The organism is Buttiauxella sp. JUb87, assembly GCF_004361975.1.
GTDB classification, from domain to species: Bacteria; Pseudomonadota; Gammaproteobacteria; order Enterobacterales; family Enterobacteriaceae; genus Buttiauxella; species Buttiauxella ferragutiae.
Map to the genome: position 1 here is coordinate 31,542 of NZ_SNVY01000003.1, position 24,739 is coordinate 56,280.

Consider the following 24,739-nt stretch of genomic DNA (forward strand, 5'->3'; position numbering starts at 1 on the left):
GATTATGGAACATATGATTAGTCTGTTTGTTCGCGCAGTGTTTATTGAGAACATGGCGCTCGCGTTCTTCCTTGGTATGTGCACCTTCCTGGCGGTGTCTAAGAAAGTCTCCACTGCATTCGGTTTGGGTGTAGCGGTGACCGTTGTTTTAGGGATTGCCGTTCCGGCGAACAATCTTGTTTATAACCTGATTCTTCGTGACGGCGCGCTGGTCGAAGGTGTTGACCTTAGCTTCCTTAACTTCATTACCTTCATTGGTGTGATCGCCGCTCTGGTACAAATCCTCGAAATGATCCTCGATCGTTTCTTCCCGGCTCTCTACAACGCGTTAGGTATCTTCCTGCCGCTCATCACCGTTAACTGCGCGATCTTTGGTGGCGTGTCGTTTATGGTGCAGCGTGACTATAGCTTCGGTGAATCAATTGTTTATGGTATCGGCTCAGGTGTGGGTTGGATGCTGGCAATTGTCGCGATGGCAGGGATCCGCGAGAAGATGAAATATGCCAATGTGCCCGCAGGATTGCGTGGCTTAGGAATTACCTTTATCACCACTGGATTGATGGCACTGGGCTTTATGTCATTCTCCGGTGTGCAGCTATAAGGGCGAAAACGTATGGAAATTATTCTTGGCGTGGTGATGTTCACGCTAATTGTTTTGGCTCTGGCGCTGTTGATTTTGTTTGCCAAGTCAAAGCTCGTTAACTCCGGCGATGTGCTGATTGAGATTAACAACGAAGCAGACAAACAGTTTCATGCACCCGCGGGTGATAAGCTGCTCAACACACTCTCAAGTCAGGGGATTTTCATCTCCTCGGCTTGTGGTGGCGGTGGTTCTTGCGGGCAATGCCGCGTGACCGTAAAAGAGGGCGGTGGTGATATTCTGCCTACTGAGCTTTCGCATATCACCAAGCGTGAAGCGAAAGAAGGTTGCCGTCTTGCCTGCCAGGTTGCTGTTAAGCAGGACATGAAAATTGAGCTGCCAGAGGAGATCTTTGGTGTTAAGAAATGGGAGTGTGAAGTTATCTCTAATGATAACAAAGCCACCTTCATTAAAGAGCTCAAACTGCGTATCCCTGATGGTGATGTTGTGCCGTTCCGTGCTGGTGGCTATATCCAGATTGAAAGTCCACCGCATGAGGTTAACTACCAGGACTTCGATGTTCCTCAGGAATACCGTGGCGACTGGGATAAGTTTAATCTGTTCCGCTTCAAGTCGGTGGTTAAAGAGCCATGCGTTCGCGCTTACTCAATGGCTAACTATCCAGATGAGAAAGGCATTATCATGCTGAACGTGCGTATCGCTACTCCGCCGCCGAATGTGCCTGATGCGCCTCCGGGGATTATGTCCTCATATATATGGTCGTTAAAAGCGGGCGACAAAGTGACAATATCCGGTCCATTTGGTGAGTTCTTTGCTAAAGAGACGGACGCTGAAATGGTGTTCATCGGCGGTGGTGCAGGTATGGCACCAATGCGATCACACATTTTTGACCAGCTTAAACGTCTTCATAGCACGCGAAAAATGAGTTTCTGGTACGGTGCTCGCTCTTCGCGTGAGATGTTCTACGAAGAAGAGTTTGAAAAACTGGCTCAGGAAAACCCGAACTTCACGTTCAATGTGGCGCTCTCAGATCCGCAACCAGAAGACAACTGGACTGGTTACACCGGCTTCATCCACAACGTATTGCTTGAAAACTATCTTCGTAGCCATCCGGCACCAGAAGATTGTGAGTTCTATATGTGTGGGCCACCTATGATGAATGCCGCGGTTATCAAAATGCTCAAAGATTTGGGTGTTGAGGATGACAACATCATGCTAGATGACTTTGGCGGCTGACAGGAGCGTTTATGCTGACAGTATTTTTAGCCACCTTCGTTATTTTTCTACTGGTGATCTTTGGAATGTCACTGGGCGTTATTGTGAAGCGCAAATCGCTTCAGGGTAGCTGTGGTGGTATTGCCGCGTTAGGCATGGAGAAAGTTTGTAACTGCCCTGAACCCTGTGATGCTCGTAAGAAGCGTATCGCAAGGGCTGAGCGGCAAGCAAAACTTCAGCAGAACCGCATCCTGTAAACCAGTAAAACCTCCCGCATCGTCGGGAGGTTTTCTTTCCATTGAAGACTTTCCTCCTTAATTATTTTAACTGTATACTTATCCAGTAATATAACTGGTGCGAACAAGTATGCGTAAAATCATTCATGTCGATATGGACTGCTTTTTTGCCGCCGTAGAAATGCGTGATAACCCAACTCTGCGGGATATTCCGATAGCTATTGGAGGTAGTGCGAAAAGGCGCGGTGTCATTAGTACGGCAAATTATCCCGCTAGAAAATTTGGTGTGCACAGCGCGATGTCGACTGCAATGGCTCTCAAGTTATGCCCACATCTGACACTGCTTCCTGGACGTTTTGATGCTTACAAAGAAGCTTCAAATCATATCCGGGAAATTTTTAGCCGCTACACAACGCTTATCGAACCGCTGTCACTTGATGAGGCTTATCTGGATGTCACTGATAGCCCGAACTGCCATGGTTCTGCAACTCTCATGGCCAGGGAAATTCGCCAGACTATTTCAGATGAACTTAATCTCACCGCATCGGCTGGTATTGCACCGGTTAAATTCCTCGCCAAAATTGCCTCTGACCTCAATAAACCTAACGGGCAGTTCTTGATCACTCCCGAGGAGATTCCAGCATTTTTGCAAACCTTACCGCTTGGAAAAATCCCCGGCGTAGGGAAAGTTACAGCGGGCAAACTGGAAAGCCTTGGGTTGCGCACCTGTGCCGATGTGCAGAAAACGGATTTAGCTTCGTTACTCAAGCGGTTTGGCAAATTTGGCCGTGTACTGTGGGAGCGTAGTCAGGGTATAGATGAACGCGAGATTAACAATGAGCGGCAACGTAAATCTGTCGGAGTTGAAAAAACACTCGCGGAAGATATTCATCAGTGGCAGGAGTGTGAGGCTATTATTGAGCAACTCTATCCTGAACTTGAACGCCGTTTGAAAAAGGTAAAACCTGATTTATTGATTGCCCGCCAGGGTATCAAACTTAAGTTTAATGATTTCCAGCAAACGACTCAGGAACATGTCTGGCCTCAGCTGAATAAAGCCGATTTAATCGCTATTGCGAAGCAAACGTGGGAAGAACGGCGAGGAGGGCGGGGAGTCAGGCTGGTGGGGTTACATGTGACTTTACTGGACCCGCAGATGGAGCGCCAATTGGTGTTGGGGCTATAAAAAAAGCCCTCATCCCGGCGTTCTCCCTCAGGAGAAGGAGAAAACCAAACAAGTTCCCTCTCCTGGGAGAGAGGGTTAGGGTGAGGGCGTTTAGAACTTACTTAACTGGAATAGCTTTCAGCAATTCTGTCAGCAGAATCCAGTATTGGCCTACGCTTTCGATATGAACTTGTTCATCCGGAGAGTGTGGACCTGTGATGGTCGGCCCAATAGAAACCATATCCATATCCGGGTAAGGTTTTTTAAACAGACCACATTCCAGACCCGCATGGATGACCATGATGTTAGGGGTCTTGTTGAACAGTTTTTGGTAAGTCTCACGCACCAGGTGCATTACCGGTGAGTTTGCATCCGGCTGCCAGCCAGGATAGCTGCCTTTGGCCACGGTTTGTGCGCCAGCAAGCTGACCCAGAGCGTGAAGCATGCCAACGACATAGTCTTTGCCGCTATCAATCAATGAACGAATCAGGCAGATGATTTCTGCACTTTCATCATTCATTGTGACCACACCCACGTTCAGTGAGGTTTCCACAACACCTTTAACTGCGTCGGAATTACGGATGACACCGTTTGGCGTGGCGTTCAGCAGGCTCAGGAAAGTGTCACGGCTTTTCGCTGTCAGTGCTTTCTTGTCTGTGGTGACTGAATCCAGCAGTACAGTGACGTTTTTCTCGACTGCCGCCAGTTCATTTTTCAGAATCGACAGGAATTCATCTGACAACGACTTCAGCTGTGCAGCTTTGTTTGCCGGAACAGCCAGAGTAGCAAAGCCTTCACGTGGAATCGCGTTACGCAGTGTACCGCCGTTCAGATCAATCAGACGAGCATCCAGTTCTGCTGTGTGAGCAAACAGGAAGCGAGCCAGCAATTTGTTTGCATTGCCCAGACCCAGATGGATTTCACCACCGGAGTGACCGCCTTTCAGGCCTTTGATGGTCAACTTAAATGTTTCGTAACCGGCAGGAATCTCTTCGCGTTGCAGTGGCAGCGTGGAGATAAAATCAATCCCACCTGCACAGCCCATATAGATCTCACCTTCTTCTTCAGAATCGGTGTTAATCAGAATATCAGCTTGTAACCAGCCCGCTTGCAGACCAAAAGCCCCATCCATTCCCGCTTCTTCGGTCATGGTCAGCAGAACTTCTAATGGGCCATGAGATACCGAATCATCGGCCAGCACTGCCAGTGCGGACGCCATACCAATACCATTATCAGCGCCCAGCGTCGTACCGCGTGCTTTGATCCACTCACCGTCAATATACGGTTGAATCGGATCTTTGGTGAAATCATGGACAGTGTCGTTATTTTTCTGCGGCACCATATCCAGGTGAGCCTGCAGGACCACCGCTTTACGGTTTTCCATGCCCGCTGTCGCAGGTTTACGGATCAGGATATTACCGACCTGGTCACGCTCTACATGTAGGCCTTTTTCTTTTGCCCAGGACAGAATATGTTCCGCAAGTTGTTCTTCATGATAAGAAGGGTGCGGAATGGAACAGATTTTGGCAAAAATATCCCACAGCGGTTGCGGAGATAATTGAGACAATTCAGACACGATAAGTCTCCTTGACATCGACTCTGCAGACCATATTGGTTAACAGAGACCAGGATTGATCTAAATGAAATACACCACAAGTAAGCATTGTGTGCTGGCCTGAGAATACCACTTTAACTAACGTTATGACGATCAAAAGCACCTAAAAACGAAAGCGGCGAGCCTACAGCACTGGTTTTTAGTGCGCCAGATCTCTATAATCTCGCGCAACCAAAACCCCTTTGAACATTTTTAAGCCGTTAATAACTGGCTGGGATAATTTCACATGAGCGAAAAATACATCGTCACCTGGGACATGTTGCAGATTCACGCGCGTAAGCTGGCAAGCCGTCTGCTTCCTGCTGAACAGTGGAAAGGCATTATTGCCGTTAGCCGTGGTGGCCTGGTTCCTGGCGCACTGCTGGCACGTGAACTGGGGATTCGTCATGTTGATACCGTTTGCATCTCCAGCTATGACCACGACAACCAGCGTGAACTGACCGTGCTGAAACGTGCTGAAGGTGACGGTGAAGGCTTCATCGTTATTGATGACCTGGTTGATACCGGTGGCACCGCAGTGGCTATCCGTGAAATGTATCCAAAAGCGCATTTCGTTACGATCTTCGCTAAGCCTGCTGGCCAGCCGTTGGTTGACGATTACGTCGTTGATATCCCTCAGGACACCTGGATTGAGCAGCCGTGGGATATGGGCGTGGTGTTTGTACCACCGTTGGCTGGTCGTTAATAGCCTGAGAATATGCACTGATTTACGCCCGGCATCGCCGGGCGTTTGTGTTATTTAGTTGCCGACAGAGTACAATAGCTGCATTCCTGACGTTTGTATGGAGGCAGAAGCGATGGTACAGACCAATCTTAGCGAAACGCTATTTAAACCCCGATTTAAACATCCCGAGACGTCGACTTTAGTTCGTCGTGCTCAACATCAAACTGCCCCCGTTATCCAGTCTGCGCTGGATGGTAAATCTGTCCCTCACTGGTATCGAATGATTAACCGCCTGCTGTGGGTATGGCGTGGTGTCGATCCACGCGAAATCCTTGAGGTGCAAGCTCGCATTACGGTTAATACAGCAGAACGTACCAATGACAGTCTGTTTGATACCGTGGTCGGTTATCGCAGCGGCAACTGGATTTTTGAATGGTCGAAGCAAGCAATGCTTTGGCAGCAGCGGGCCAATCAGGAAACAGATATAGTTCTTAGTGGAAAATATTGGCTACAGGCTGCCAATCTTTACAGCATTGCCGCCTATCCGCACCTGAAAGGCGACCAACTGGCAGAACAGGCGCAAGTTCTGGCAAACCGTGCCTATGAAGAAGCTGCGCCACGTCTTTCCGGCGGCTTGCGTGAATTGGAGTTTGCTATTCCAGGTGGTGGTGCAATCACTGGGTTCCTCCATGTTCCTAAAGAAGGTGACGGTCCATTCCCGACGGTGCTAATTTGTGGAGGTTTGGATGCGCTGCAAAGCGATTATTACACGTTGTTTGAGAAATATTTTGCACCTGAAGGTATCGCGATGTTAACCATCGATATGCCGTCGGTCGGATTTTCTTCAAAATGGAAACTGACTCAGGATTCTAGTCTTTTACACCAGCATGTTTTAAAAGCTCTACCCAACATCCCCTGGATTGACCACACCCGTGTGGCGGCGTTCGGTTTCCGATTCGGTGCAAATGTTGCAGTGCGTTTGGGGTATATCGAAGCACCTCGTTTGAAAGCCGTCGCATGTCTTGGGCCGGTTGTTCACAGTTTATTGAGTGATGCATCACGCCAGGCTCAGGTTCCAGAGATGTATATTGATGTGCTGGCGAGCCGCCTGGGAATGCACGATGCATCTGACAACGCGTTACGTGTGGAGTTAAACCGCTACTCGTTAAAAACACAGGGTCTATTGGGGCGTCATTGTCCAACACCGATGTTATCTGGTTACTGGGCGAATGATCCGTTCAGCCCGGAAGACGATTCCCGATTAATTACTTCGTCATCTGCGGATGGTAAGTTGTTAGCTATACCGTTTAACCCGGTGTATCAAAACTTTGACAAAGCTCTGAAAGAAATTACCGGATGGATCAAGCAGAGATTACGTTAATGATTTGCTAAATTTCATTGGTTTGGTAAAACAGATGCTTCACAACAGGAGATCGGAATGACGTTACCAAGTGGACACCCGAAAAGTAGATTGATTAAAAAATTTGCCTCGCTTGGCCCATATATCCGGGAAGAGCAATGTGAAGATAACCGTTTCTTCTTCGATTGCCTGGCTGTGTGCGTCAATGTGAAGCCTGCACCAGAGAAACGTGAATTCTGGGGCTGGTGGATGGAGTTGGAAGCTCAGGAAAAACAATTTACCTATACCTGGCAGTTTGGTCTGTTCGACAAAGACGGTAAATGGACTGCGACGGCCGCGAAAGATAAAGAAGTGGATGAAAGACTTGAGCAAACACTGCGTGGTTTCCATGAGCGCTTGCGTGAGTTATTAAGTACATTGGGTCTTGGATTAGTTCCGGCACAAGATTTTACGGAAAAACCGGTAAAGTTATCAGCATAAAAAAAGTCCCCACCGGCCAGGTGGGGACTTTTTTTTTACCCGAATCTTAGAACTGATAAACTAAACCTAATGCGACAACATCATCGCTGTTCAGATTTAGGGCATTGTCGTCGCTCAGTTGGTTAATTTTGTAATCAACAAAAGCTGACATGTTTTTATTGAAGTAATACGTGGCACCAATATCAATATATTTAACCAAATCCGCATCACCCACACCTTCAATATCCTTACCTTTAGACTGGACATAACCCAAAGAAGGGCGTAGACCAAAGTCAAATTGATATTGTGCAATAACTTCGAACGCCTGGTTTTTATTTGCGAAACCACTAATGCTTCTGTTTACACCATTAATAGATGCAGTGCCGGAAATGGGTGTCATATTACGTGTTTCTGCATACATTGCTGCCAGATAAACATTGTGATCATCGTATTTCAAACCAGTGGTCCAGGCTTCGGCATTATCACCAGTGCCCACGGCCAGGTTTTTCTGTGCCAAAGTACGGTTGGAGTTAGAGTAACCCGCACCAATAGTCAGGCCAGTATCAGCAATGTCATAAGACAAGGAAGTACCAAAACCGTCACCGTTTTGCTTACTGGTCGCACGCCCGTCATTCTCGTTTTTCCCCTGGTACTGCAAGGAAAGTTTCAGGCCATCAACCAGACCAAAGAAGGTGTTATTACGATAGGTTGCCACACCGTTTGCACGGCCCGTCATGAAGTTATCGGTTTTAGTGTAAGAGTCATCACCAAACTCAGGCATCATATCGGTGTAAGAGGCGATGTTATAAAGAACGCCGTAGTTACGGCCATAATCGAAGGAACCAATATCACCTGCTTTTAACCCTGCAAACGCCAGACGAGTTTTGGTTGTATTCGCATCACCTTCAATTTTGTTAGCAGCAACTTGATATTCCCACTGACCAAAACCCGTTAATTGGTCATTAATTTGTGTCTGACCTTTAAAACCGATACGTACATAAGACTGATCGCCATCTACAGACTTGTTATCACTTAGATAGTGTTCAGCTTTTACTTTTCCGTAAAGGTCGAGTTTGTTGCCATCTTTATTATAAATTTCCGCTGCATGCGAATATGTTGATGATGCCAGAAAACCCAATACCATTACTGCCAATGTGCTTTTCTTCATTTTTCATCCCAATAGTGTATTCGCGCTAAAATTTAATCGGAAAGTATTCCGTTAAAAAACGCAGAGAGTTTTATCGTTTGGAGATGAAAGATTTATGACAAAGTAAGAGAAAGTTTAAATAATGGTAATTATTTGTATTTGTCATAAAAATGACAAAATTGGCCGCTACGTTTATGGATCACTTTACATCCAAATCGCTGTTTTCCTTCTGAGCCTGTTGGCAAGCCGCGTCACTCCTGCTACAACGTCATCTGGTATTTTAATTTTCCAATTTCGTTGAAACGGCAGAGAATCATGAGTGAAAGCCAGACGCTGGTGGTAAAACTAGGCACTAGCGTATTAACCGGTGGCTCGCGCCGCCTGAATAGAGCTCATATTGTTGAGCTGGTGCGTCAGTGCGCACAACTTCACGCCTCCGGGCATCGCATTGTTATTGTGACCTCTGGGGCAATTGCTGCGGGTCGCGAGCATTTAGGTTATCCCGAACTGCCCGCAACCATTGCATCCAAGCAATTACTGGCAGCCGTTGGTCAAAGTCGATTGATCCAGCTCTGGGAACAACTGTTTTCTATTTATGGCATTCATGTTGGGCAGATGCTGCTGACGCGTGCCGATATGGAGGATCGCGAACGTTTCCTTAATGCTCGTGACACTTTACGTGCACTGCTTGATAACAACATCGTGCCGGTAATCAATGAAAACGATGCCGTTGCAACCGCAGAAATCAAAGTTGGTGATAATGACAACCTGTCTGCGCTGGCAGCCATTTTGGCTGGTGCAGATAAACTATTACTGCTGACTGACCAACAAGGGTTATTTACTGCTGATCCGCGTAATAACCCTGAAGCTGAACTCATTAAAGAAGTTCACGGCATTGACGACGCACTGCGAGCAATAGCTGGTGATAGCGTGTCTGGCCTGGGAACTGGCGGCATGGGGACGAAATTGCAGGCTGCTGATGTCGCTTGCCGCGCAGGTATCGACGTAGTCATTGCGGCTGGCAGCAAACCCGGGGTGATTGGTGATGTTATGGCGGGTACGCCAGTGGGGACTCGTTTCCATGCTCAACAATCACCATTAGAAAACCGCAAACGTTGGATATTTGGTGCGCCTCCTGCAGGTGAAATCACGGTCGATGATGGCGCGCTTGCGGCGATTCTTGAACGCGGAAGCTCTTTATTGCCAAAGGGTATCAAAAACGTCACTGGAAACTTTTCCCGCGGTGAAGTTATTCGCATTCGCAGCCTTGAAGGCCGCGATATTGCCCATGGTGTTTGTCGCTACAATAGTGACGCTTTGCGTCGTATCGCAGGTCATCACTCTCAACAGATCGGTGAAATTCTTGGCTACGAATATGGCCCAGTAGCCGTTCATCGTGACGATATGATAGTTAACTAAGGAGCAGGCAATGCTGGAAAAAATGGGTAAAGCAGCTAAAGCTGCCTCTTATCAGATGGCTCTGCTCTCCAGCCGCGAAAAAAACCGCGCGCTGGAATGTATCGCAGATAATCTGGAAGCTCAGGCTGCAGCTATTTTGGAAGCCAACGAAAAAGACCTGGCCGAAGCAAAGGCCAATGGCCTAAGCGAAGCGATGTTAGACCGATTACAACTCACTCCTTCACGTCTGAGTAGCATTGCGAATGATGTTCGTCAGGTATGCAATTTGGCAGATCCAGTGGGTCAAATCATTGATGGCGGTGTGCTGGACAGTGGTTTACGTCTTGAGCGTCGGCGTGTTCCATTAGGTGTAGTTGGTGTGATTTATGAAGCTCGTCCTAATGTTACGGTTGATGTTGCTTCACTGTGCCTGAAAACAGGAAATGCAGCGATTTTGCGTGGCGGGAAAGAAACCTGGCGCACTAATGCCGCAACGGTCAAGGTTATTCAACAAGCGCTGACGGAGTGTGGCCTACCTGCGGCAGCGGTTCAGGCGATAGAAAGTCCCGATCGCGCACTGGTGAATGAGCTGCTACGCATGGATCGTTATGTAGACATGCTGATTCCTCGTGGTGGCGCAGGCCTACATAAACTCTGTCGCGAGCAATCAACGATTCCAGTTATTACCGGTGGGATTGGTGTTTGCCATATCTTTGTGGATGACAGTGCTGAATTTGAGCCGGCACTGAGAATTATTGTTAATGCCAAAACTCAGCGTCCAAGTACCTGCAATACAGTAGAAACCTTACTGGTCCATCAAGGAATAGCAGCAAACTTCTTGCCTGCGCTAAGCCAACAAATGGCTGAATCTGGCGTAACATTGCATGCTGACGAAAAGGCTCTGCCACTGTTACAGAATGGGCCTGCGGAAGTACTGCCTGTAAAAGCAGAAGACTATGATGACGAGTGGTTGTCACTGCATTTGAATGTGAAAGTTGTCGCTAATATTGATGACGCTATTGACCATATCCGGGAACATGGCACACAACACTCTGACGCGATTTTGACTCGTACACTGCGTAATGCGAACCGCTTTGTGAATGAAGTTGATTCCTCTGCCGTCTATGTGAATGCTTCAACACGTTTCACCGATGGCGGCCAGTTTGGCCTTGGTGCCGAAGTTGCGGTAAGTACGCAGAAACTTCATGCTCGTGGCCCTATGGGGCTGGAAGCGCTCACGACTTATAAATGGATTGGATTCGGCGACGATACAATCCGAGCGTAATTGAACCAAAGGTAATACGTCTTTCTGGAAACTATAAGGTTATACGTGTTACCTACCCTTCTTTATTTACTATTACCCTGAAGCCTCAAGTGATCTATTAAAACAATCCGCCTTAATAAGTTTTAATTAATTCCAATAAATTTAATGTTAATCGTTAATATGGCATTGTCTTATATGTTACCTCTGTTTTTATTTGTTTGTTGAATGATACTTTGTATTTAAGTGAGCTGTGAAATTTATGCGTTATTTATATGTGTTGTGCTTTTTTTAATGAATGTCATTGATGTTTAAAATGTTTCTCCATTTTGTATGAAATAACACTTTTTAGGTATAAATCTGTTTTCGTACTTACAGCAGAAATTAATTGAACGATTTGCTATTGGAACATAATAATCCTCTCACTAATAACGTTACATGTATTAGTGGTTACCGCTTACTGCATTGACTATTGATGGACCAACATAAGATCTAGTCCCTGAGGAGGGATGATAAATGCACTCTTGGAAAAAGAAACTCGTTGTATCACAACTAGCATTAGCCTGCACTTTGGCAATTGCTTCTCAGGCAAATGCTACTACTTATAACACTTTCGGTTATCACGATGACGCGACCACCGCTTTTAGCTGGAGCGATTGGGAAAATGCCGATAAGCTTAACTATATTACTTATGATGGTTATATCTATAACAATGCGGCAGATGGCGCTTATGATCAAACCTTCAATAACGATGTAGTAAACGGCGTTATCTCTACTTACTATCTGAATAATGATTACGCAGATGGTGATGCTAATACGCTGAACATTTCCAACTCAGTCATTCACGGTATGGTTACCTCTCAAAAAGTTTACGACCACGATGGTTATGGCTGGACGAACGGTACTGCTGTTGATTATAAGTGGGTTGATGGTGATGTATTCACTCTGAATATCGCTAATTCTACAATTGACGACGATTACGAATATTTCTATTTTACTGACAGTTATTTGAATGCTGATGCTATAGCAGCATCAGAACAGTATCGCACAGCTGATTATGCCTATTTGGGCGCAGCAGTAACGCTAGATGTTGAAAGCAATATCAACATTAGTGATAACTCTCGTGTTGCCGGTATTGCACTGTCTCAAGGGGACACCAGCAATACAGATTACGCCACAGAATATCGCACCTGGGACAACAACATCTCTGTTGTTAACTCTACAGTGACTTCAGGTGCTTACACCCCACTGGAAGGCGACGGTTTCTATGGTAACTCTGAGGAACCAAGTGACTATAACGGTGATGGTAGTGTAAACGACATCGCAATGTCTTTTGCTGATAGTTCAGCATCAAATTATGCGATGAAAAACAATGTAAGATTCGACCATTCTACCCTGATGGGCGATGTTGCGTTTGCCAGCACCTGGAATGCTAATTTCTATCCAAGTGGTCATGATTCTATCGATAATGGTGTTCTTGATACCAATGGCGGTTGGGCTGACGATAGTCTGAACGTTGACGAACTGAATATCACCCTGGATAACGGTAGTAAGTGGGTTGGTGCAGCTGTATTCAGCTATGACGCTATTGGCCCTGCAAGCATGTACGATGTTGCAGTCAACAGCCTTGAGCCAAACTCTACTTATGATCATTGGGGTAATGTTGTCGATGATCAGACTTTCCAGAGCGGTGTGTTCAACGTTGCACTGAACAACGGTTCAGAATGGGATACAGTCAATAATTCCAATATTGATACACTGGCCGTGAATAATGGTTCTCAGGTTAACGTAGCCCAAGATTCTTCTCTGCTGTCAGACTCAATTACTCTGACCAACGGTTCTACGATGAACCTGAGTTCTGGCGGTGAAGTGGGCACTGACCATCTGACTGTTGATAGTTACAGTAAAGTCGATCTGACTGATGAAACCACCTACCTGCGTGCTAACACTGTTACCGTTTCTAACGGTGGCGAATTTAGCATTGGTGCTGGTGATTTCGATGCCAACCTGTTTAGCACTGATAGAATGGAACTGACTAATGGTGGTGTATTCAACATCAATAGCAGCGACTATGTATTAGATGCTGACTTAGTGAATGGTCATACTAATACCTCGAATACTCAAGATGCGACTTATGGTTATGGCGTAATTGCTATGAACTCTGACGGACATCTGACCATTAATGGTAACGGTAATAGTAACAATGCTGATCAAGAATTCAGTGTAGATGATACCAACGATGGAACAGTAGCGGCTGCTGGTAACTACAAAGTGCGTATCAATAATTCAACGGGTGCAGGTTCTGTTGCTAACTATAAAGATAAAGAAATTATCTATGTTAACGATGTGAACAGCACTGCAACTTTCTCTGCTGCTAACAAAGCTGATTTGGGTGCTTACACCTATCACGCTGAGCAGTATGGTAATACTGTTGTGCTCAAGCAGGGTGAGCTGACTGACTACGCTAACATGGCGTTGAGCATTCCTTCTGCAAATACCAATATCTGGAACCTGGAGCAAGACGCGCTGGCAACCCGCCTGGCAAATGGCCGTCATTCTGAAGGTGATACTGGCGGTGCATGGGTCACTTACATCGGTGGCGGTTTCTCCGGTGACAATGGCGTGTTGAACTATGACCAGGATGTAAGTGGTATCATGGTTGGTCTGGATAAACAGATCGAAGGCAATAGTGCTAAGTGGACTGTCGGTGCAGCAGCAGGCTTTGCAAAAGGCGATATCAATGATAACAGCGGTAGCGTAGATCAAGACAGCCAGTCTGCTCGTATCTACTCTTCGGCTCGCTTCCAGAACAATATCTTCTTTGATTCAAGTCTGAGCTATAGCCATTACAGCAATGACCTGACTGCAACCATGAGCAATGGCGCAGCAGTAAGCGGCGATGCTTCATCCGATGCCTGGGGCTTTGGCTTGAAACTGGGTTACGACTGGCAGCTCAGCAAGGAAGGTTATCTGACCCCTTATGCTTCTATTTCTGGTCTGTTCCAGGATGGCGACAACTACCAACTTAGCAATGATATGAAAGTGGGTAGCCAGTCGTATGACAGCATGCGTTATGAGTTAGGTATGGACGCTGGGTATACCTTCGACTACGGTGATCAAGCTCTGACTCCTTACTTCAAGCTGGCGTACGTCTATGACGATTCTAACGGCAATAGTGCTGATGTGAATGGTGACAATATTGACAATGGGGTGGAAGGTTCTGCGGTACGCGTAGGACTTGGTACTCAGTTCAGCTTCACTAAAAACTTTGCAGCCTATGCTGACACTAACTACCTTGGTGGTGGTGATGTTGACCAAGATTGGTCGGCAAACGTGGGTGTTAAATACACTTGGTAATTAAATAAATAATTATACGACTCACTGAATATAAGGTTTTTGCCTCCCCTTAGTATTCTCTTCAAAGTGAATCAAGTGATTATAAAGATGCCTGTCTCGAATAGAGACAGGCATTTTATTGAGCTATCATTAGATAAAAGAGTATCTATTATGATTACAAAACCATTAACCCCGCTCGAAGCTATTCGTAGCAGGTTGGTGGAGGTTGGCAATAAATTCACCTTGCCAGCAGACAGTGAATTAAGCATGTTTAATGAACATAATGAACCATTAATCTGGTTCTTTAGCGAAGGGAGTATTATTTTACACAGGGAAACAGACGAACTTTTGATGGAGCTCGTATCTGCTCCCACTCTGCTAGGTTTGGCAAATATATTCCAAACGACTCCAATTAAATATCGCTTGGTTACGCAAACTGATTGCCAAGGGTTCACCGTTCCCGCACATCTTGCATCTGAAATTATTGAAAAAAATAGATTGTGGCAACAGGCATGTCACTGGACAAGCTATGTTGTTCGTGGGCTTGAAAGGCGTGATTCTCGTTTTATTGGTACAACAACCTATTCTCAGATTCGGGTGACGTTGCTCATTATGGACTCATGGAGTTTTGATTTACGTGCGCGTATTGGGGTCATTAGTTTTATACAAAAAAGAACTAAAATATCACGCTCTGTAATTGCTGAAATATTGTCTGCGCTACGCAAAGGTAATTACATTGAGATGGATAAAGGTAAGCTGGTTTCTGTTGGTCGTCTGCCGACCAGTTATTGAGAAAGCAGGTCGAAACATCGACCTGCTTTTCTATCAGGACGCAGGGCCGGCTTGAGACGTGGAACCACTTAGTTCAGAAACTAAATCATTTACACCATCACTCATATTCACAAAACGAGTTAATGGTGAGCGTGTGATGACAACAAACACTCCCACATTGCTTTGCGGAACCATTGCCATATACGTGATAAATCCGCCACCGCCACCTGTTTTTTGCACAATGCCAGGACGACCATTCTTTGGTGCCATATACACCCAGCCCAGTCCCAAAGCATCGGCTTTTCCTGGAACATCCATACCAATAACTTTGGTGAGTTGTGTGCGTTGATAGATAAGCGTCTGCATTCTGTCAGCTTGAGTATTACGACGATGAAAATCAGAACTCAAAAACTGCTGCATCCAGCGCATCATGTCGTCAGGTGTCGAATAAACGCCGCCACTGCCAATCGCTGCGAGTGTATTATCGCAAGGACTGGCACCTTTTTCTGCCACCATCAGGCGCTTGCACTGGTCAGGTGAAGGAGTAAATGTTGTGTCCTTCATACCCAATGGGCGGGTGATTTGTTCTTCGAACAATTGAGGGTAAGGTTTGTTTGCAGCCCGGGCTAGCGCATCGGCGAGAAGATCAAATGCGAGATTTGAATAAGAGGCAATTGTACCTGGTGCGCTTTTTAAACTTGCATTGGCGAGCCAATTCCAGCGTTGATCACGCGTCGGCCAGGTAAACACAGTTCGATGCGCGGCACCGCCAGGTTGCTCACGAGGTAATGCGCTGGTGTGAGTCGCCAGATTCACCAGTGTAATGGGTTTGCCATTATAAGTAGGGACTCTGACTCCGCCAGGGGCATACTTGCTTAATGGATCATTGAGCTGAACCTTGCCCTGATCCAACATTTTTACCAGCATTTCACTGGTCATGAGTTTGGTTAGCGAAGCAATACGGATAACCGAGTCAAGTTGCGGGCGAACGTTATTACCTGGTCGTGTCTCACCAAAACTTTTGAAAGCGCGCTGGTTACCATCAATCACGACCATTGCCATTCCTGTAGCACCGCTGCCATAAAAAATATGATTGGCATAACGATCTGCTATTTCAGAAGCAAAAACAGGATCGGGAGAAGTTTGAGCAAAACTCATAATTGGCAGTGCAGCAATGACGAGTACTGCGAGACGTGGGAGACGAATTTTCAACGCGGATAACCCATAAACGAAGTGAAGCGATATTGATCGTATTTATACTACTCTATGGCGCTACGCAAACGCGGAAAATGAGGATTGTGATGAGAAAAAGCGTAACGCGGCATTTCAGGGGGATTATCGGTTAGTAAAGCACCACAGTTTGAGGCTGCGGTGCAATTTGCATTAATTTGTCTTTTGTACATCTTTCTGCGTTACTTCGTCAGTTGTCCCGCCTTTCTTAAGCATTTTATCGTCACTTTTATGCTCAGAACGCATCTCGTGTCCTGATTCGCAGCCTTTCTTGTTTTCATTTCCAGCGGCACGGCAGTCATCAATAATATGACCAGGGTTACTGAGTTGTTCCTTTTCTGCCTGCATTCCCGATGTGCTGGTGGCTGGGTTCTCGGCAAAGGCGCCGGCGCTTGCGAATAGAAGAGTGCTGGAAAGTAACGCTAAAGTTAGTTTTTTCATTGTGCCAGGTTCCTGAAGATTGTAGGGAAATCCCAATAAGTATTAGTCCAGAAATTGATTTTCGACAGCGGAAAAGACTAAAATTTATCCGTTAGAAATCACAATTTTAGCTTCGTGTTTTCACCGTCTATTGAGGTACTGGCAAATGCAACATTCTCTCCTGGTAAATCGTCGAAATATGTTTTGAATCGTCTATTTTTTAAACTAAAATGGGTGCGTAACTCCTAATCCTGACGCAATGAAGCGAAATACGTAAAAAAACTGACAACATCTATATATGGCTTGATCAGAAAATGCGTATTATCGGAGTCACTTTGATTTCACTGCTGCAACTATTACCGCCGAGTGGCGTCATAGTACGAGCACTATGCTGTACCGCTAATGAGTGACTTCTTTATGCGATACACACCCATTACGCATACAGAAGCTGATAATGTCTAGTAAACCGCGCTTTCGAACTGAACTCCTCCACCCTCGCTACTGGCTGACCTGGTTTGGTATGGCTATTTTGTGGTTGTGGGTGCAATTGCCTTACCCTGTGCTACTGAAAATGGGCGACTTCATTGGTCGCGCATCCATGCGTTTTCTCAAACGACGGGTTTCCATTGCTCGCCAGAACCTTAAATTATGTTTCCCGCATTACACCGATGAGCAGGTTGACGCCATCGTGGTACAGAATTTCTCGTCGCTAGGAATGGGTTTAATTGAAACCGGTATGGCCTGGTTCTGGCCGGATGCACGGGTACGCAAATGGTTCGAAGTGCGTGGGCTTGAACATATCACTGCTGCTTGTGATAAAGGGCAAGGTGTCATGGCTATCGGTGTGCATTTTATGTCGCTGGAATTGGGGGGCCGCGTGATGGGTCTCTGCCGTCCGATGATGGCGATGTACCGCCCACACAACAATAAAGCGATGGAATTTATTCAAACGCGCGGCCGTTCTCGCTCCAATAAAGCGATGCTGGATCGTCGTAATCTGAAAGGCATGGTGAAGGCTCTTAAAGCAGGCGAAGCTGTATGGTTCGCACCCGATCAGGATTATGGTCCGAAAGGCAGTTCATTTGCGCCATTTTTTGCTGTGCAAAAGGCTGCGACAACCAACGGAACTTACACCATTGCTCGTCTGGCAAAACCTGCGATTCTGACCATCGTGCTAATCCGTAAGCAAGATGGAACAGGTTATCAACTGGTTATTGAGCCCGAGTTTGAAGATTATCCATTAGATGACGAACAGGCCGCAGCGGAGTACGTGAACCGGAAGATCGAACGCGAAATCATGCGTGCGCCAGAGCAATACTTATGGCTGCATCGTCGATTCAAAACACGTCCAGAGGGTGAGCCTAAACTTTATACAGTTTAAAGCCAAAACAGGTATGTGGTACGCTCCGCAATTCCTCGTTTGATGAGAGCTAAATCATGCCTGCCCAACGTGTACTGATGGTTATTGATATGCAGAATGGGGTCTTTGAAGCCCCTCGTATTAACCGGGACATCTGCACGACACGTATTAACCAACTGATTAACACCGCTGATAAAGTCATTTTCATCCAACATACTGAACAGGGGTTGGAGCAGGGGACTGCGGCGTTTGATCTTTTAGCCGAGTTAATACAACCCATTGATGCGCTTTATGTTACCAAAACAGCGTGCGATGCGTTTTACCGTACTGAGCTTGATGAAGTCCTCAATCGCCACCAAATAAAAGAATTTGTGGTATGCGGTTGTGCAACGGATTATTGCGTGGACGCTACTATTAAAAACGGAGCCAGTCGCGGTTATGCCATGACTGTCGCTGCAGACGCGCATACAACAGCAAATCGTCCGGCTGCGCTTGCCGAAGTGTTGATCGAGCATTACAACGATGTCTGGCGTAACTTTACGATTCCGGGAAACACGCTGCGGGTAAAATCTACCGCGGAGATTCTCGAACAGTGGTAAAGCAGTAAACCTGACATCTCTTGATACAACATTCAGTGAGCCTTATTGAGTCGTGATGGTCATAACAATAAGAGTTTGTTTTCAGGAGTGTTGTAGATGTTTAAATCGTTTTTCCCAAGCCCAAGAGCTTTTTTCTTGTCGGCGGCTATTTGGGGTCTGCTTGCCGTCATTTTCTGGCAAGTAGGCGGGGGACACTGGCTTGAGCAACTGTTTGGTGCGAGCGATAAAATCCCTGTTAATGTCACCCGTTTTTGGACATCGAAGGCGTTAGTCTTTTATGCCTATTACGCCGTGTGCGTAGGACTGTTCGCCGGGTTCTGGTTTATTTATCGTCCACATCGCTGGCAGTACTGGTCAATTCTTGGTTCGGCGCTGATCGTCTTTGTCACCTGGTTCCTGGTGGAAGTCGGAGTGGCTATTAACGCCTGGTATGCCCCTTTCTACGATCTGATTCAGAAAGCGTTGAGTAGCCCGCCGAACACTGTCCCTATTGGTCAATTTTACAGCGAGACGGGTGTGTTCCTCGCAATCGCCCTGATTGCGGTTACGGTATCCGTACTGAATACATTCTTCATCAGCCACTATGTCTTCCGCTGGCGTACCGCGATGAACGAATACTACATGGAACACTGGCAGATGCTGCGCCATATTGAAGGGGCCGCTCAGCGTGTGCAAGAAGATACGATGCGTTTTGCCGCGACGCTTGAGGATATGGGCGTCAGTCTGTTGCAATCCATCATGACGTTGATTGCTTTTCTACCTGTATTGGTTGCCCTTTCCCCACACGTTAAAGAACTGCCAATAGTCGGGCAAATCCCTTATGGCCTTGTCTATGCGGCTATAGCCTGGTCGATTATGGGAACGGGGCTGCTGGCCGCGGTCGGGATTAAGCTGCCGGGCTTACAGTTTAATAATCAAAAAGTAGAAGCGGCTTATCGTAAAGAGCTGGTTTACGGTGAAGATGATGCATCACGCGCTACACCACCGACGGTGAAAGAGTTGTTCGCCGGCGTACGGCATAACTATTTTCGTCTCTATTTCCACTATACCTATTTCAACATCGTGCGAATTCTCTATTTGCAGCTAGATGGCGTATTTGGTGTATTTCTGCTGTTCCCGTCAATCGCTGCCGGAGCGATCACTTTTGGCCTTATGACGCAGATAACTAACGCATTCGGTCAGGTTCGCGGCTCATTCCAGTATTTGATTAGCTCGTGGACCACACTCGTTGAACTGATGTCTATCTACAAACGTCTGCGCAGTTTTGAGCGCACGTTGCAGGATATTCCAGTGGAAGCGGCAGGTGAGTCAGTCTAAGAATAAAAGTCTGGCGGGGAAACCCGCCAGATTCTATTAATGCCCCGCAGCCGGAGCGCCAGGTGCGCCAGAGCGGATAAACGGCGGTCGCGCGAACCAGATAATCACAATCAGCCCCATAAATCCCCAGCCCAAAATCCAGAAGTAGTCGATGGTCGACATCATGTAGGCCTGTTGTTCGATAGTTTTATCAACCCACGCCAGATGCTGTTGCGTCGCGCCACCCATTTTATCCAGATAATCCACCGCAGACGGGTTATAAATCGACACGCTTTCGGTCAGATTGGCATGATGGAAAACTTCACGACGTGACCAAATCCAGGTTGTCAGTGACGAAGCGAATGAACCACCCAATACGCGGAAGAACGTGGCTAAGCCAGAACCTTCCGCCACTTCAGCGCCATGAAGATTCGACAACACAATCGTTGTTAACGGCATAAAGAAGAATGCCACGCCGATACCCATAAACATCTGCACCTCAGCAATAGTGCGGAAATCTACGTTGGTATTGAACTGCGCACGGAACAAGCAGGACGCGCCCATAATCAGGAACGACATTGACGCCAGAATTCGTAAATCCACTTTGCTGGCATAACGGCCAACAATCGGCGTCAGTAACAGTGGCAAGAAACCCATCGGTGCCGCGGCAAGTCCGGCCCAGATTGCGGTGTAGCCCATCTGTGTTTGCAGCCACTGCGGCAGGATAATGTTGATAGCGAAGAAAGCCGCATATCCCAGCATTAATGCCGTGGTACCAATCGCAAAGTTGCGTTCTTTAAACAGACGCAAATTCACAATGGGGTGGCGCTCGCCCAACTCCCAAATGACAAAAGCCACCAGACCAATCGCCGAAATCACCGACATGATGATAATTTCTGGTGAGGCAAACCAATCAAGATCGTTGCCCTTATCCAGCACTACTTGTAACAGCCCTACACCGATTACCAGCAATCCGATGCCGATATAGTCAATCGGTGATGTAGTGGTAGTCTCTTCGCGCCCACGCATCTGTGTCCAAACGACAATCGAGGCAAAAATGCCGATTGGTACGTTGATGTAAAAAATCCATGGCCAGGAGTAGTTATCAGTAATCCAGCCTCCGGTAATTGGCCCAACGATGGGAGCAACCACTGTCACCATCGACAGAAGTGCCAGTGCCATTCCGCGTTTCATCGGCGGGAAGATAACCAACAACAGTGTCTGGCACATCGGGAACATGGGGCCGGCGAAAAAACCCTGCATGGCGCGGAAGATTATCAGTTCGGTCATACTGTGGGCAAAACCGCACAGGAATGAGGTGAGGGTAAACATCACCACCGATCCGATAAAAAGTTTCAGTTGACCAAAGCGTCGGGTAAACCAACCGGTGAGCGGCAAAGCAATAGCGTTACACACTGCAAACGAAGTGATAACCCACGTGCCTTGATCTGCACTAACACCCAGATTGCCGGCAATCGTCGGCAATGCGACGTTTGCAATGGTTGAGTCCAGCACCTGCATGAAAGTTGCCAGCGACAGTGCGAGCGTCGCGAGCAGCAGACTGGGTGGCGTATACGCCGCCTTATCTTGCATAACTTCTCTCTTAATGGGCGCTTGACGCTACCGCATTGCTGTTGTCATGAAGGATTTTCGTCACCAGTTTGTCTGCCGCTTCCAGTGAGTCTTGATAGACATCAGTGGTAAAGCGAGGGGCGCTGACAGTTTTTTGTGGCAGCAGGTGACCCTCTTCATTGCGAATATCCACACGTGCATTCATCGACAACCCAACGCGCAGCGGGTGCTTGCGCATATCATGTGCATCGAGCGTGATACGTACTGGCAGACGCTGAACGATTTTGATCCAGTTACCGCTGGCATTCTGCGCTGGCAACAACGAAAACGCGCTGCCAGTGCCAATCCCAAGGCTTTCAATCGTTCCGTGGTATTCAACATCATCACCGTACAGATCGGCGTTAAGCGTCACTTTCTGGCCCAGACGCATGGTTTTCATCTGGCTTTCTTTGAAGTTAGCATCCACCCACACTTCATTGAGCGGCACGATGGCCAGCAAAGTGGTGCCAGAAGTGACCTGCATCCCCAATTGCACGGCGCGTTTGGCGACATAGCCACTTACCGGAGCCACAATAGTGGTACGCGAGTTATCCAGATAACGCTGACGAAGTGTTGCAACAGCCGTTTTGATTTCCGGATGGCTTTCGATAACGGTGTCATCCACCATCGCCAGGTTGGTACGCAATGCTTGTTGTGCAGCAGCCAAATCGCTTTGTGCGCTGGTGACGGCATCGCGATAATGCGCGAGGTCTTCTGCGGCAATCGCACCAGTCGAGAATATTTTCTCGCGGCGCGCATAGTCATTTTGAGCCGTTTGCAGGGCGACCTGTTTAGCGGCGACTTGCGCACGGTAATTATCCGCTGTGCTGTATAAACCGCGCACCTGGCGAACGGTGTTTGCCAGGCTGGCTTCTGCTTGTTGTAGTGCAATCTGAGTATCGCTTGGGTCAAGTAATACCAGCGGTTGGCCTTTCTCGACGAAATCCCCTTCGTCTGCGGTGACCTGAGTCACTGTGCCGTTAATTTGCGGGGTTAGCGCGACCTGATTGCCATTCACGTAGGCATCATCTGTTGACTCATAAAAACGAGCATACAAGAAATACCATGTGAGACAGCCGGCGGCGGCCAGCACAAGAATCAGGATAAAAATAATAAAATTACGTTTGCGCTTACTGGATTGCTGAACGTGTTCTTCTGGAGTGGTTTCCATCTTTTGGCCTTTAAACGGTGTTAGCGATGTGGCGCGGTGATGTCATCCGGCAGCATTTTGGTAATTAATGCCACCAGTTGTTGAGATTCATCCTGCGTCAGGCGTGCGGTGAGAGAGGCAATAATTGAAGCGAGCGCTTCATTCTGAAAACGATCGCAAATCAACTGGCCCTTGTCTGTCAGAGCCAGAATCACCTGGCGCTTATCTTGTGGATTCGGATGGCGAACAATCAGTTCGCGCTTGACCATGCGGCCAACCATACGGCTCATCGCGCCAGCATCCATCACCAGGTTTTTGCTGATGACAACAGGGCTGGTCACGCCTTTATAAATATTAATCAGTACCTTAAATTGCGCTGCGGTGATATCCGCACCAGAGAAATATTGGCTGATCAACTGATCTTTAAACTGGTTCGCGAGGTGGATAAGCAAACCGAGATGAAGCTTGTTATTGATAATACCCGGATTGTTCGTCATGATAGTTGCCTGGTCAGTAATTACATTTGAAATTACTGACCAGGCAATTAACTGTCAAGTTTGTGTCAAGATAAGCGCACTTTTTGTCAGCGCGCCGAATGCTCCCTGGCATTTATCAGTCAATCTCTGATAAACGCCAGATTGCAGAACTGTTATTGTTTATCCAGCCTTACAAAACAATTACAACGGAACGTTATGACTATAGTGACTTTAAGCAGGCAACAAGGACTTTTTGCACTCAGCCTCGGCGCCATTTTGGTGCTGGCGGGTTGTACCACTAAAACCACGCCTTCTGTTTCAGAAACCGCAAAGCCGGTTGATGTCGAAACGGTGGTAAAGCAGAAAATCCCTGCTAGCGTAAAAGACCGTAACAACTGGGCGAAAGATTTAGCGAGCACTTTTAAGAGCCAGGATATTGCGCCAAGCGAGGAAAATATCTGCTCGGTTTTGGCGGTAGCGCAGCAAGAATCCAATCTGGTTGCCGACCCGACCGTGCCAAATCTGAATAAAATTGCCTGGAAGGAAATCGACCGTCGCGCCGAGAAAATGCATATTCCAGTGTTCCTGGTTCACACCGCGCTGTTAATCAAATCGCCGAATGGCAAGAGCTACAGTGAACGTCTGGATAACGTGAAAACGGAAGGGCAGTTGAGCGCCATTTTTGATGATTTCATCGATATGGTGCCGATGGGGCAGAAATTATTCGGCAATCTGAACCCGGTTCATACCGGCGGCCCAATGCAGGTGAGTATCGCTTTTGCTGAACAGCACACCAACGGCTATCCATGGAAAATGGAAGGCACCGTGCGGCAGGAAGTGTTCACGCGTCGCGGTGGCTTGTGGTTTGGCACTTATCATTTACTGAATTACCCAGCGAATTACACCCAGCCACTTTACCGTTTTGCGGATTTCAACGCCGGATGGTACGCCAGCCGCAACGCCGCATTCCAGAGCGCCGTCAGCAAGGCCAGCGGTGTAAAACTGGCGCTGGATGGCGACTTAATTTTGTATAACACCGATAAAGCAGGCAACACCGAACTGGCTGTCAGGAAGCTGGCGAAAACACTTGATATGAGTGAAAGCCAGATTCACCGTGCACTGCAAAAAGGCGACAGCATCGACTTTGAGAAAACTGATTTATATCAGCAGGTTTATGCTATAGCGGAGAAGAAAACCGGTAAGAAGGTGCCACGAGAAATGTTGCCAGGCATTACGCTCGAAAGTCCAAAAATCACCCGTAATTTGACGACAGCCTGGTTTGCTAAGCGAGTGGATGAGCGGCGTGCTGCGTGTATGAAATTGTAAGTCGGAATTCGCAGGCGGATAAACGAAATGTTATCCGCCAAAA

Annotated in this window: 22 protein-coding genes; 15 read left to right on the forward strand and 7 right to left on the reverse strand. The window is 47.2% G+C overall.

Going from position 1 to position 24,739, the window contains the following annotated elements; translation table 11 throughout:
- Positions 1-4: 4 nt before the first annotated feature.
- The 4 genes from nqrE (at position 5) to dinB (ending at position 3,238) form a co-directional block, all read left to right on the forward strand.
- Positions 5-601, forward strand: a complete 597-nt coding sequence (nqrE, locus tag EC843_RS12250; RefSeq protein ID WP_064549293.1) for an NADH:ubiquinone reductase (Na(+)-transporting) subunit E — start codon at positions 5-7, stop codon at positions 599-601.
- A gap of 12 nt (positions 602-613) precedes the next feature.
- Complete coding sequence (gene nqrF, locus EC843_RS12255) at positions 614-1,837, forward strand: NADH:ubiquinone reductase (Na(+)-transporting) subunit F (protein WP_064549291.1); 1,224 nt, start codon at positions 614-616, stop codon at positions 1,835-1,837.
- An 11-nt stretch (positions 1,838-1,848) separates the two neighbouring features.
- Positions 1,849-2,073: a (Na+)-NQR maturation NqrM gene (gene nqrM, locus EC843_RS12260; RefSeq protein ID WP_064549290.1), complete on the forward strand. Its 225-nt coding sequence runs from the start codon at positions 1,849-1,851 to the stop codon at positions 2,071-2,073.
- 109 nt (positions 2,074-2,182) lie between these two features.
- Positions 2,183-3,238: a DNA polymerase IV gene (gene dinB, locus EC843_RS12265; protein ID WP_064549288.1), complete on the forward strand. Its 1,056-nt coding sequence runs from the start codon at positions 2,183-2,185 to the stop codon at positions 3,236-3,238.
- 97 nt (positions 3,239-3,335) lie between these two features.
- Here dinB and pepD read toward each other — a convergent pair whose 3' ends face one another.
- Positions 3,336-4,793 carry a cytosol nonspecific dipeptidase gene (gene pepD, locus EC843_RS12270; RefSeq protein ID WP_064549287.1) on the reverse strand — a complete coding sequence of 486 codons (1,458 nt, stop codon included), beginning with the start codon at positions 4,791-4,793 and terminating at the stop codon, positions 3,336-3,338.
- A gap of 265 nt (positions 4,794-5,058) precedes the next feature.
- On the opposite strand from pepD, the gene gpt reads away from it, so the two are divergent.
- The 3 genes from gpt to crl all read left to right on the forward strand — a co-directional run bounded on the left by gpt (position 5,059) and on the right by crl (position 7,336).
- Positions 5,059-5,517, forward strand: coding sequence for a xanthine phosphoribosyltransferase (gene gpt, locus EC843_RS12275; RefSeq protein ID WP_064549286.1), 459 nt, complete (start codon positions 5,059-5,061; stop codon positions 5,515-5,517).
- Positions 5,518-5,629: 112 nt separating this feature from the next.
- On the forward strand, positions 5,630-6,877 hold the full coding sequence (gene frsA / locus EC843_RS12280) for an esterase FrsA (protein WP_133522312.1): 1,248 nt from the start codon (positions 5,630-5,632) through the stop codon (positions 6,875-6,877).
- 57 nt (positions 6,878-6,934) lie between these two features.
- Positions 6,935-7,336: a sigma factor-binding protein Crl gene (gene crl / locus EC843_RS12285; RefSeq protein ID WP_064549283.1), complete on the forward strand. Its 402-nt coding sequence runs from the start codon at positions 6,935-6,937 to the stop codon at positions 7,334-7,336.
- Between the two features lie 46 nt (positions 7,337-7,382).
- Here the strand turns inward: crl and EC843_RS12290 are convergent, their stop codons facing one another.
- Complete coding sequence (locus EC843_RS12290) at positions 7,383-8,483, reverse strand: porin (protein WP_064549281.1); 1,101 nt, start codon at positions 8,481-8,483, stop codon at positions 7,383-7,385.
- A gap of 294 nt (positions 8,484-8,777) precedes the next feature.
- On the opposite strand from EC843_RS12290, the gene proB reads away from it, so the two are divergent.
- The 4 genes from proB (at position 8,778) to EC843_RS12310 (ending at position 15,249) form a co-directional block, all read left to right on the forward strand.
- On the forward strand, positions 8,778-9,881 hold the full coding sequence (proB, locus tag EC843_RS12295) for a glutamate 5-kinase (RefSeq protein ID WP_064549280.1): 1,104 nt from the start codon (positions 8,778-8,780) through the stop codon (positions 9,879-9,881).
- Positions 9,882-9,891: 10 nt separating this feature from the next.
- The gene (gene proA, locus EC843_RS12300) at positions 9,892-11,145 is read left to right on the forward strand and encodes a glutamate-5-semialdehyde dehydrogenase (RefSeq protein WP_064549279.1); all 1,254 of its coding nucleotides are present in this window, start codon (positions 9,892-9,894) and stop codon (positions 11,143-11,145) included.
- A gap of 492 nt (positions 11,146-11,637) precedes the next feature.
- Positions 11,638-14,478, forward strand: coding sequence for an autotransporter outer membrane beta-barrel domain-containing protein (locus EC843_RS12305; protein WP_064549276.1), 2,841 nt, complete (start codon positions 11,638-11,640; stop codon positions 14,476-14,478).
- Between the two features lie 150 nt (positions 14,479-14,628).
- Positions 14,629-15,249, forward strand: a complete 621-nt coding sequence (locus EC843_RS12310; protein ID WP_064549274.1) for a helix-turn-helix domain-containing protein — start codon at positions 14,629-14,631, stop codon at positions 15,247-15,249.
- Positions 15,250-15,282: 33 nt separating this feature from the next.
- On the opposite strand, the gene ampH is transcribed toward EC843_RS12310, so the two are convergent.
- Together ampH and EC843_RS12320 are read right to left on the reverse strand one after the other, a co-directional pair.
- Positions 15,283-16,434: a D-alanyl-D-alanine-carboxypeptidase/endopeptidase AmpH gene (gene ampH / locus EC843_RS12315; protein WP_255424171.1), complete on the reverse strand. Its 1,152-nt coding sequence runs from the start codon at positions 16,432-16,434 to the stop codon at positions 15,283-15,285.
- Between the two features lie 177 nt (positions 16,435-16,611).
- On the reverse strand, positions 16,612-16,899 hold the full coding sequence (locus tag EC843_RS12320) for a hypothetical protein (protein WP_064549271.1): 288 nt from the start codon (positions 16,897-16,899) through the stop codon (positions 16,612-16,614).
- A 433-nt stretch (positions 16,900-17,332) separates the two neighbouring features.
- On the opposite strand from EC843_RS12320, the gene lpxP reads away from it, so the two are divergent.
- The 3 genes from lpxP (at position 17,333) to sbmA (ending at position 20,154) form a co-directional block, all read left to right on the forward strand.
- Positions 17,333-18,259 carry a kdo(2)-lipid IV(A) palmitoleoyltransferase gene (gene lpxP, locus EC843_RS12325; protein ID WP_064549268.1) on the forward strand — a complete coding sequence of 309 codons (927 nt, stop codon included), beginning with the start codon at positions 17,333-17,335 and terminating at the stop codon, positions 18,257-18,259.
- A 56-nt stretch (positions 18,260-18,315) separates the two neighbouring features.
- A complete protein-coding gene (locus tag EC843_RS12330; protein WP_133522313.1) occupies positions 18,316-18,837 on the forward strand; it encodes an isochorismatase family protein in 522 nt (173 codons plus the stop codon).
- A 96-nt stretch (positions 18,838-18,933) separates the two neighbouring features.
- Positions 18,934-20,154, forward strand: a complete 1,221-nt coding sequence (sbmA, locus tag EC843_RS12335) for a peptide antibiotic transporter SbmA (protein WP_133522314.1) — start codon at positions 18,934-18,936, stop codon at positions 20,152-20,154.
- 36 nt (positions 20,155-20,190) lie between these two features.
- Here sbmA and EC843_RS12340 read toward each other — a convergent pair whose 3' ends face one another.
- Genes EC843_RS12340 through EC843_RS12350 form a run of 3 tightly spaced genes read right to left on the reverse strand, consistent with a single transcriptional unit; the run spans position 20,191 to position 23,391 of the window.
- Entirely contained in the window at positions 20,191-21,726 is a 1,536-nt protein-coding gene (locus EC843_RS12340; RefSeq protein ID WP_121814246.1) for a DHA2 family efflux MFS transporter permease subunit, read from the reverse strand.
- A gap of 10 nt (positions 21,727-21,736) precedes the next feature.
- The gene (locus EC843_RS12345; protein ID WP_133522315.1) at positions 21,737-22,915 is read right to left on the reverse strand and encodes an efflux RND transporter periplasmic adaptor subunit; all 1,179 of its coding nucleotides are present in this window, start codon (positions 22,913-22,915) and stop codon (positions 21,737-21,739) included.
- Positions 22,916-22,935: 20 nt separating this feature from the next.
- Positions 22,936-23,391: a MarR family transcriptional regulator gene (locus EC843_RS12350; RefSeq protein WP_133522316.1), complete on the reverse strand. Its 456-nt coding sequence runs from the start codon at positions 23,389-23,391 to the stop codon at positions 22,936-22,938.
- A 195-nt stretch (positions 23,392-23,586) separates the two neighbouring features.
- On the opposite strand from EC843_RS12350, the gene EC843_RS12355 reads away from it, so the two are divergent.
- Entirely contained in the window at positions 23,587-24,696 is a 1,110-nt protein-coding gene (locus EC843_RS12355; RefSeq protein ID WP_133522317.1) for a DUF1615 domain-containing protein, read from the forward strand.
- Positions 24,697-24,739: the final 43 nt, after the last annotated feature.

Bases quoted from the DNA above. Each gene is read 5' to 3' on its own strand.
- proB (WP_064549280.1), top strand. From the start codon at position 8,778: ATGAGTGAAAGCCAGACGCTGGTGGTAAAACTAGGCACTAGCGTATTA.
- EC843_RS12305 (WP_064549276.1), top strand. From the start codon at position 11,638: ATGCACTCTTGGAAAAAGAAACTCGTTGTATCACAACTAGCATTAGCC.
- proA (WP_064549279.1), top strand. From the start codon at position 9,892: ATGCTGGAAAAAATGGGTAAAGCAGCTAAAGCTGCCTCTTATCAGATG.
- EC843_RS12310 (WP_064549274.1), top strand. From the start codon at position 14,629: ATGATTACAAAACCATTAACCCCGCTCGAAGCTATTCGTAGCAGGTTG.
- dinB (WP_064549288.1), top strand. From the start codon at position 2,183: ATGCGTAAAATCATTCATGTCGATATGGACTGCTTTTTTGCCGCCGTA.
- nqrM (WP_064549290.1), top strand. From the start codon at position 1,849: ATGCTGACAGTATTTTTAGCCACCTTCGTTATTTTTCTACTGGTGATC.
- gpt (WP_064549286.1), top strand. From the start codon at position 5,059: ATGAGCGAAAAATACATCGTCACCTGGGACATGTTGCAGATTCACGCG.
- nqrE (WP_064549293.1), top strand. From the start codon at position 5: ATGGAACATATGATTAGTCTGTTTGTTCGCGCAGTGTTTATTGAGAAC.
- EC843_RS12290 (WP_064549281.1), bottom strand. From the start codon at position 8,483: ATGAAGAAAAGCACATTGGCAGTAATGGTATTGGGTTTTCTGGCATCA.
- sbmA (WP_133522314.1), top strand. From the start codon at position 18,934: ATGTTTAAATCGTTTTTCCCAAGCCCAAGAGCTTTTTTCTTGTCGGCG.
- EC843_RS12330 (WP_133522313.1), top strand. From the start codon at position 18,316: ATGCCTGCCCAACGTGTACTGATGGTTATTGATATGCAGAATGGGGTC.
- nqrF (WP_064549291.1), top strand. From the start codon at position 614: ATGGAAATTATTCTTGGCGTGGTGATGTTCACGCTAATTGTTTTGGCT.
- frsA (WP_133522312.1), top strand. From the start codon at position 5,630: ATGGTACAGACCAATCTTAGCGAAACGCTATTTAAACCCCGATTTAAA.
- EC843_RS12350 (WP_133522316.1), bottom strand. From the start codon at position 23,391: ATGACGAACAATCCGGGTATTATCAATAACAAGCTTCATCTCGGTTTG.
- EC843_RS12345 (WP_133522315.1), bottom strand. From the start codon at position 22,915: ATGGAAACCACTCCAGAAGAACACGTTCAGCAATCCAGTAAGCGCAAA.
- lpxP (WP_064549268.1), top strand. From the start codon at position 17,333: ATGTCTAGTAAACCGCGCTTTCGAACTGAACTCCTCCACCCTCGCTAC.
- crl (WP_064549283.1), top strand. From the start codon at position 6,935: ATGACGTTACCAAGTGGACACCCGAAAAGTAGATTGATTAAAAAATTT.
- EC843_RS12355 (WP_133522317.1), top strand. From the start codon at position 23,587: ATGACTATAGTGACTTTAAGCAGGCAACAAGGACTTTTTGCACTCAGC.
- EC843_RS12320 (WP_064549271.1), bottom strand. From the start codon at position 16,899: ATGAAAAAACTAACTTTAGCGTTACTTTCCAGCACTCTTCTATTCGCA.
- EC843_RS12340 (WP_121814246.1), bottom strand. From the start codon at position 21,726: ATGCAAGATAAGGCGGCGTATACGCCACCCAGTCTGCTGCTCGCGACG.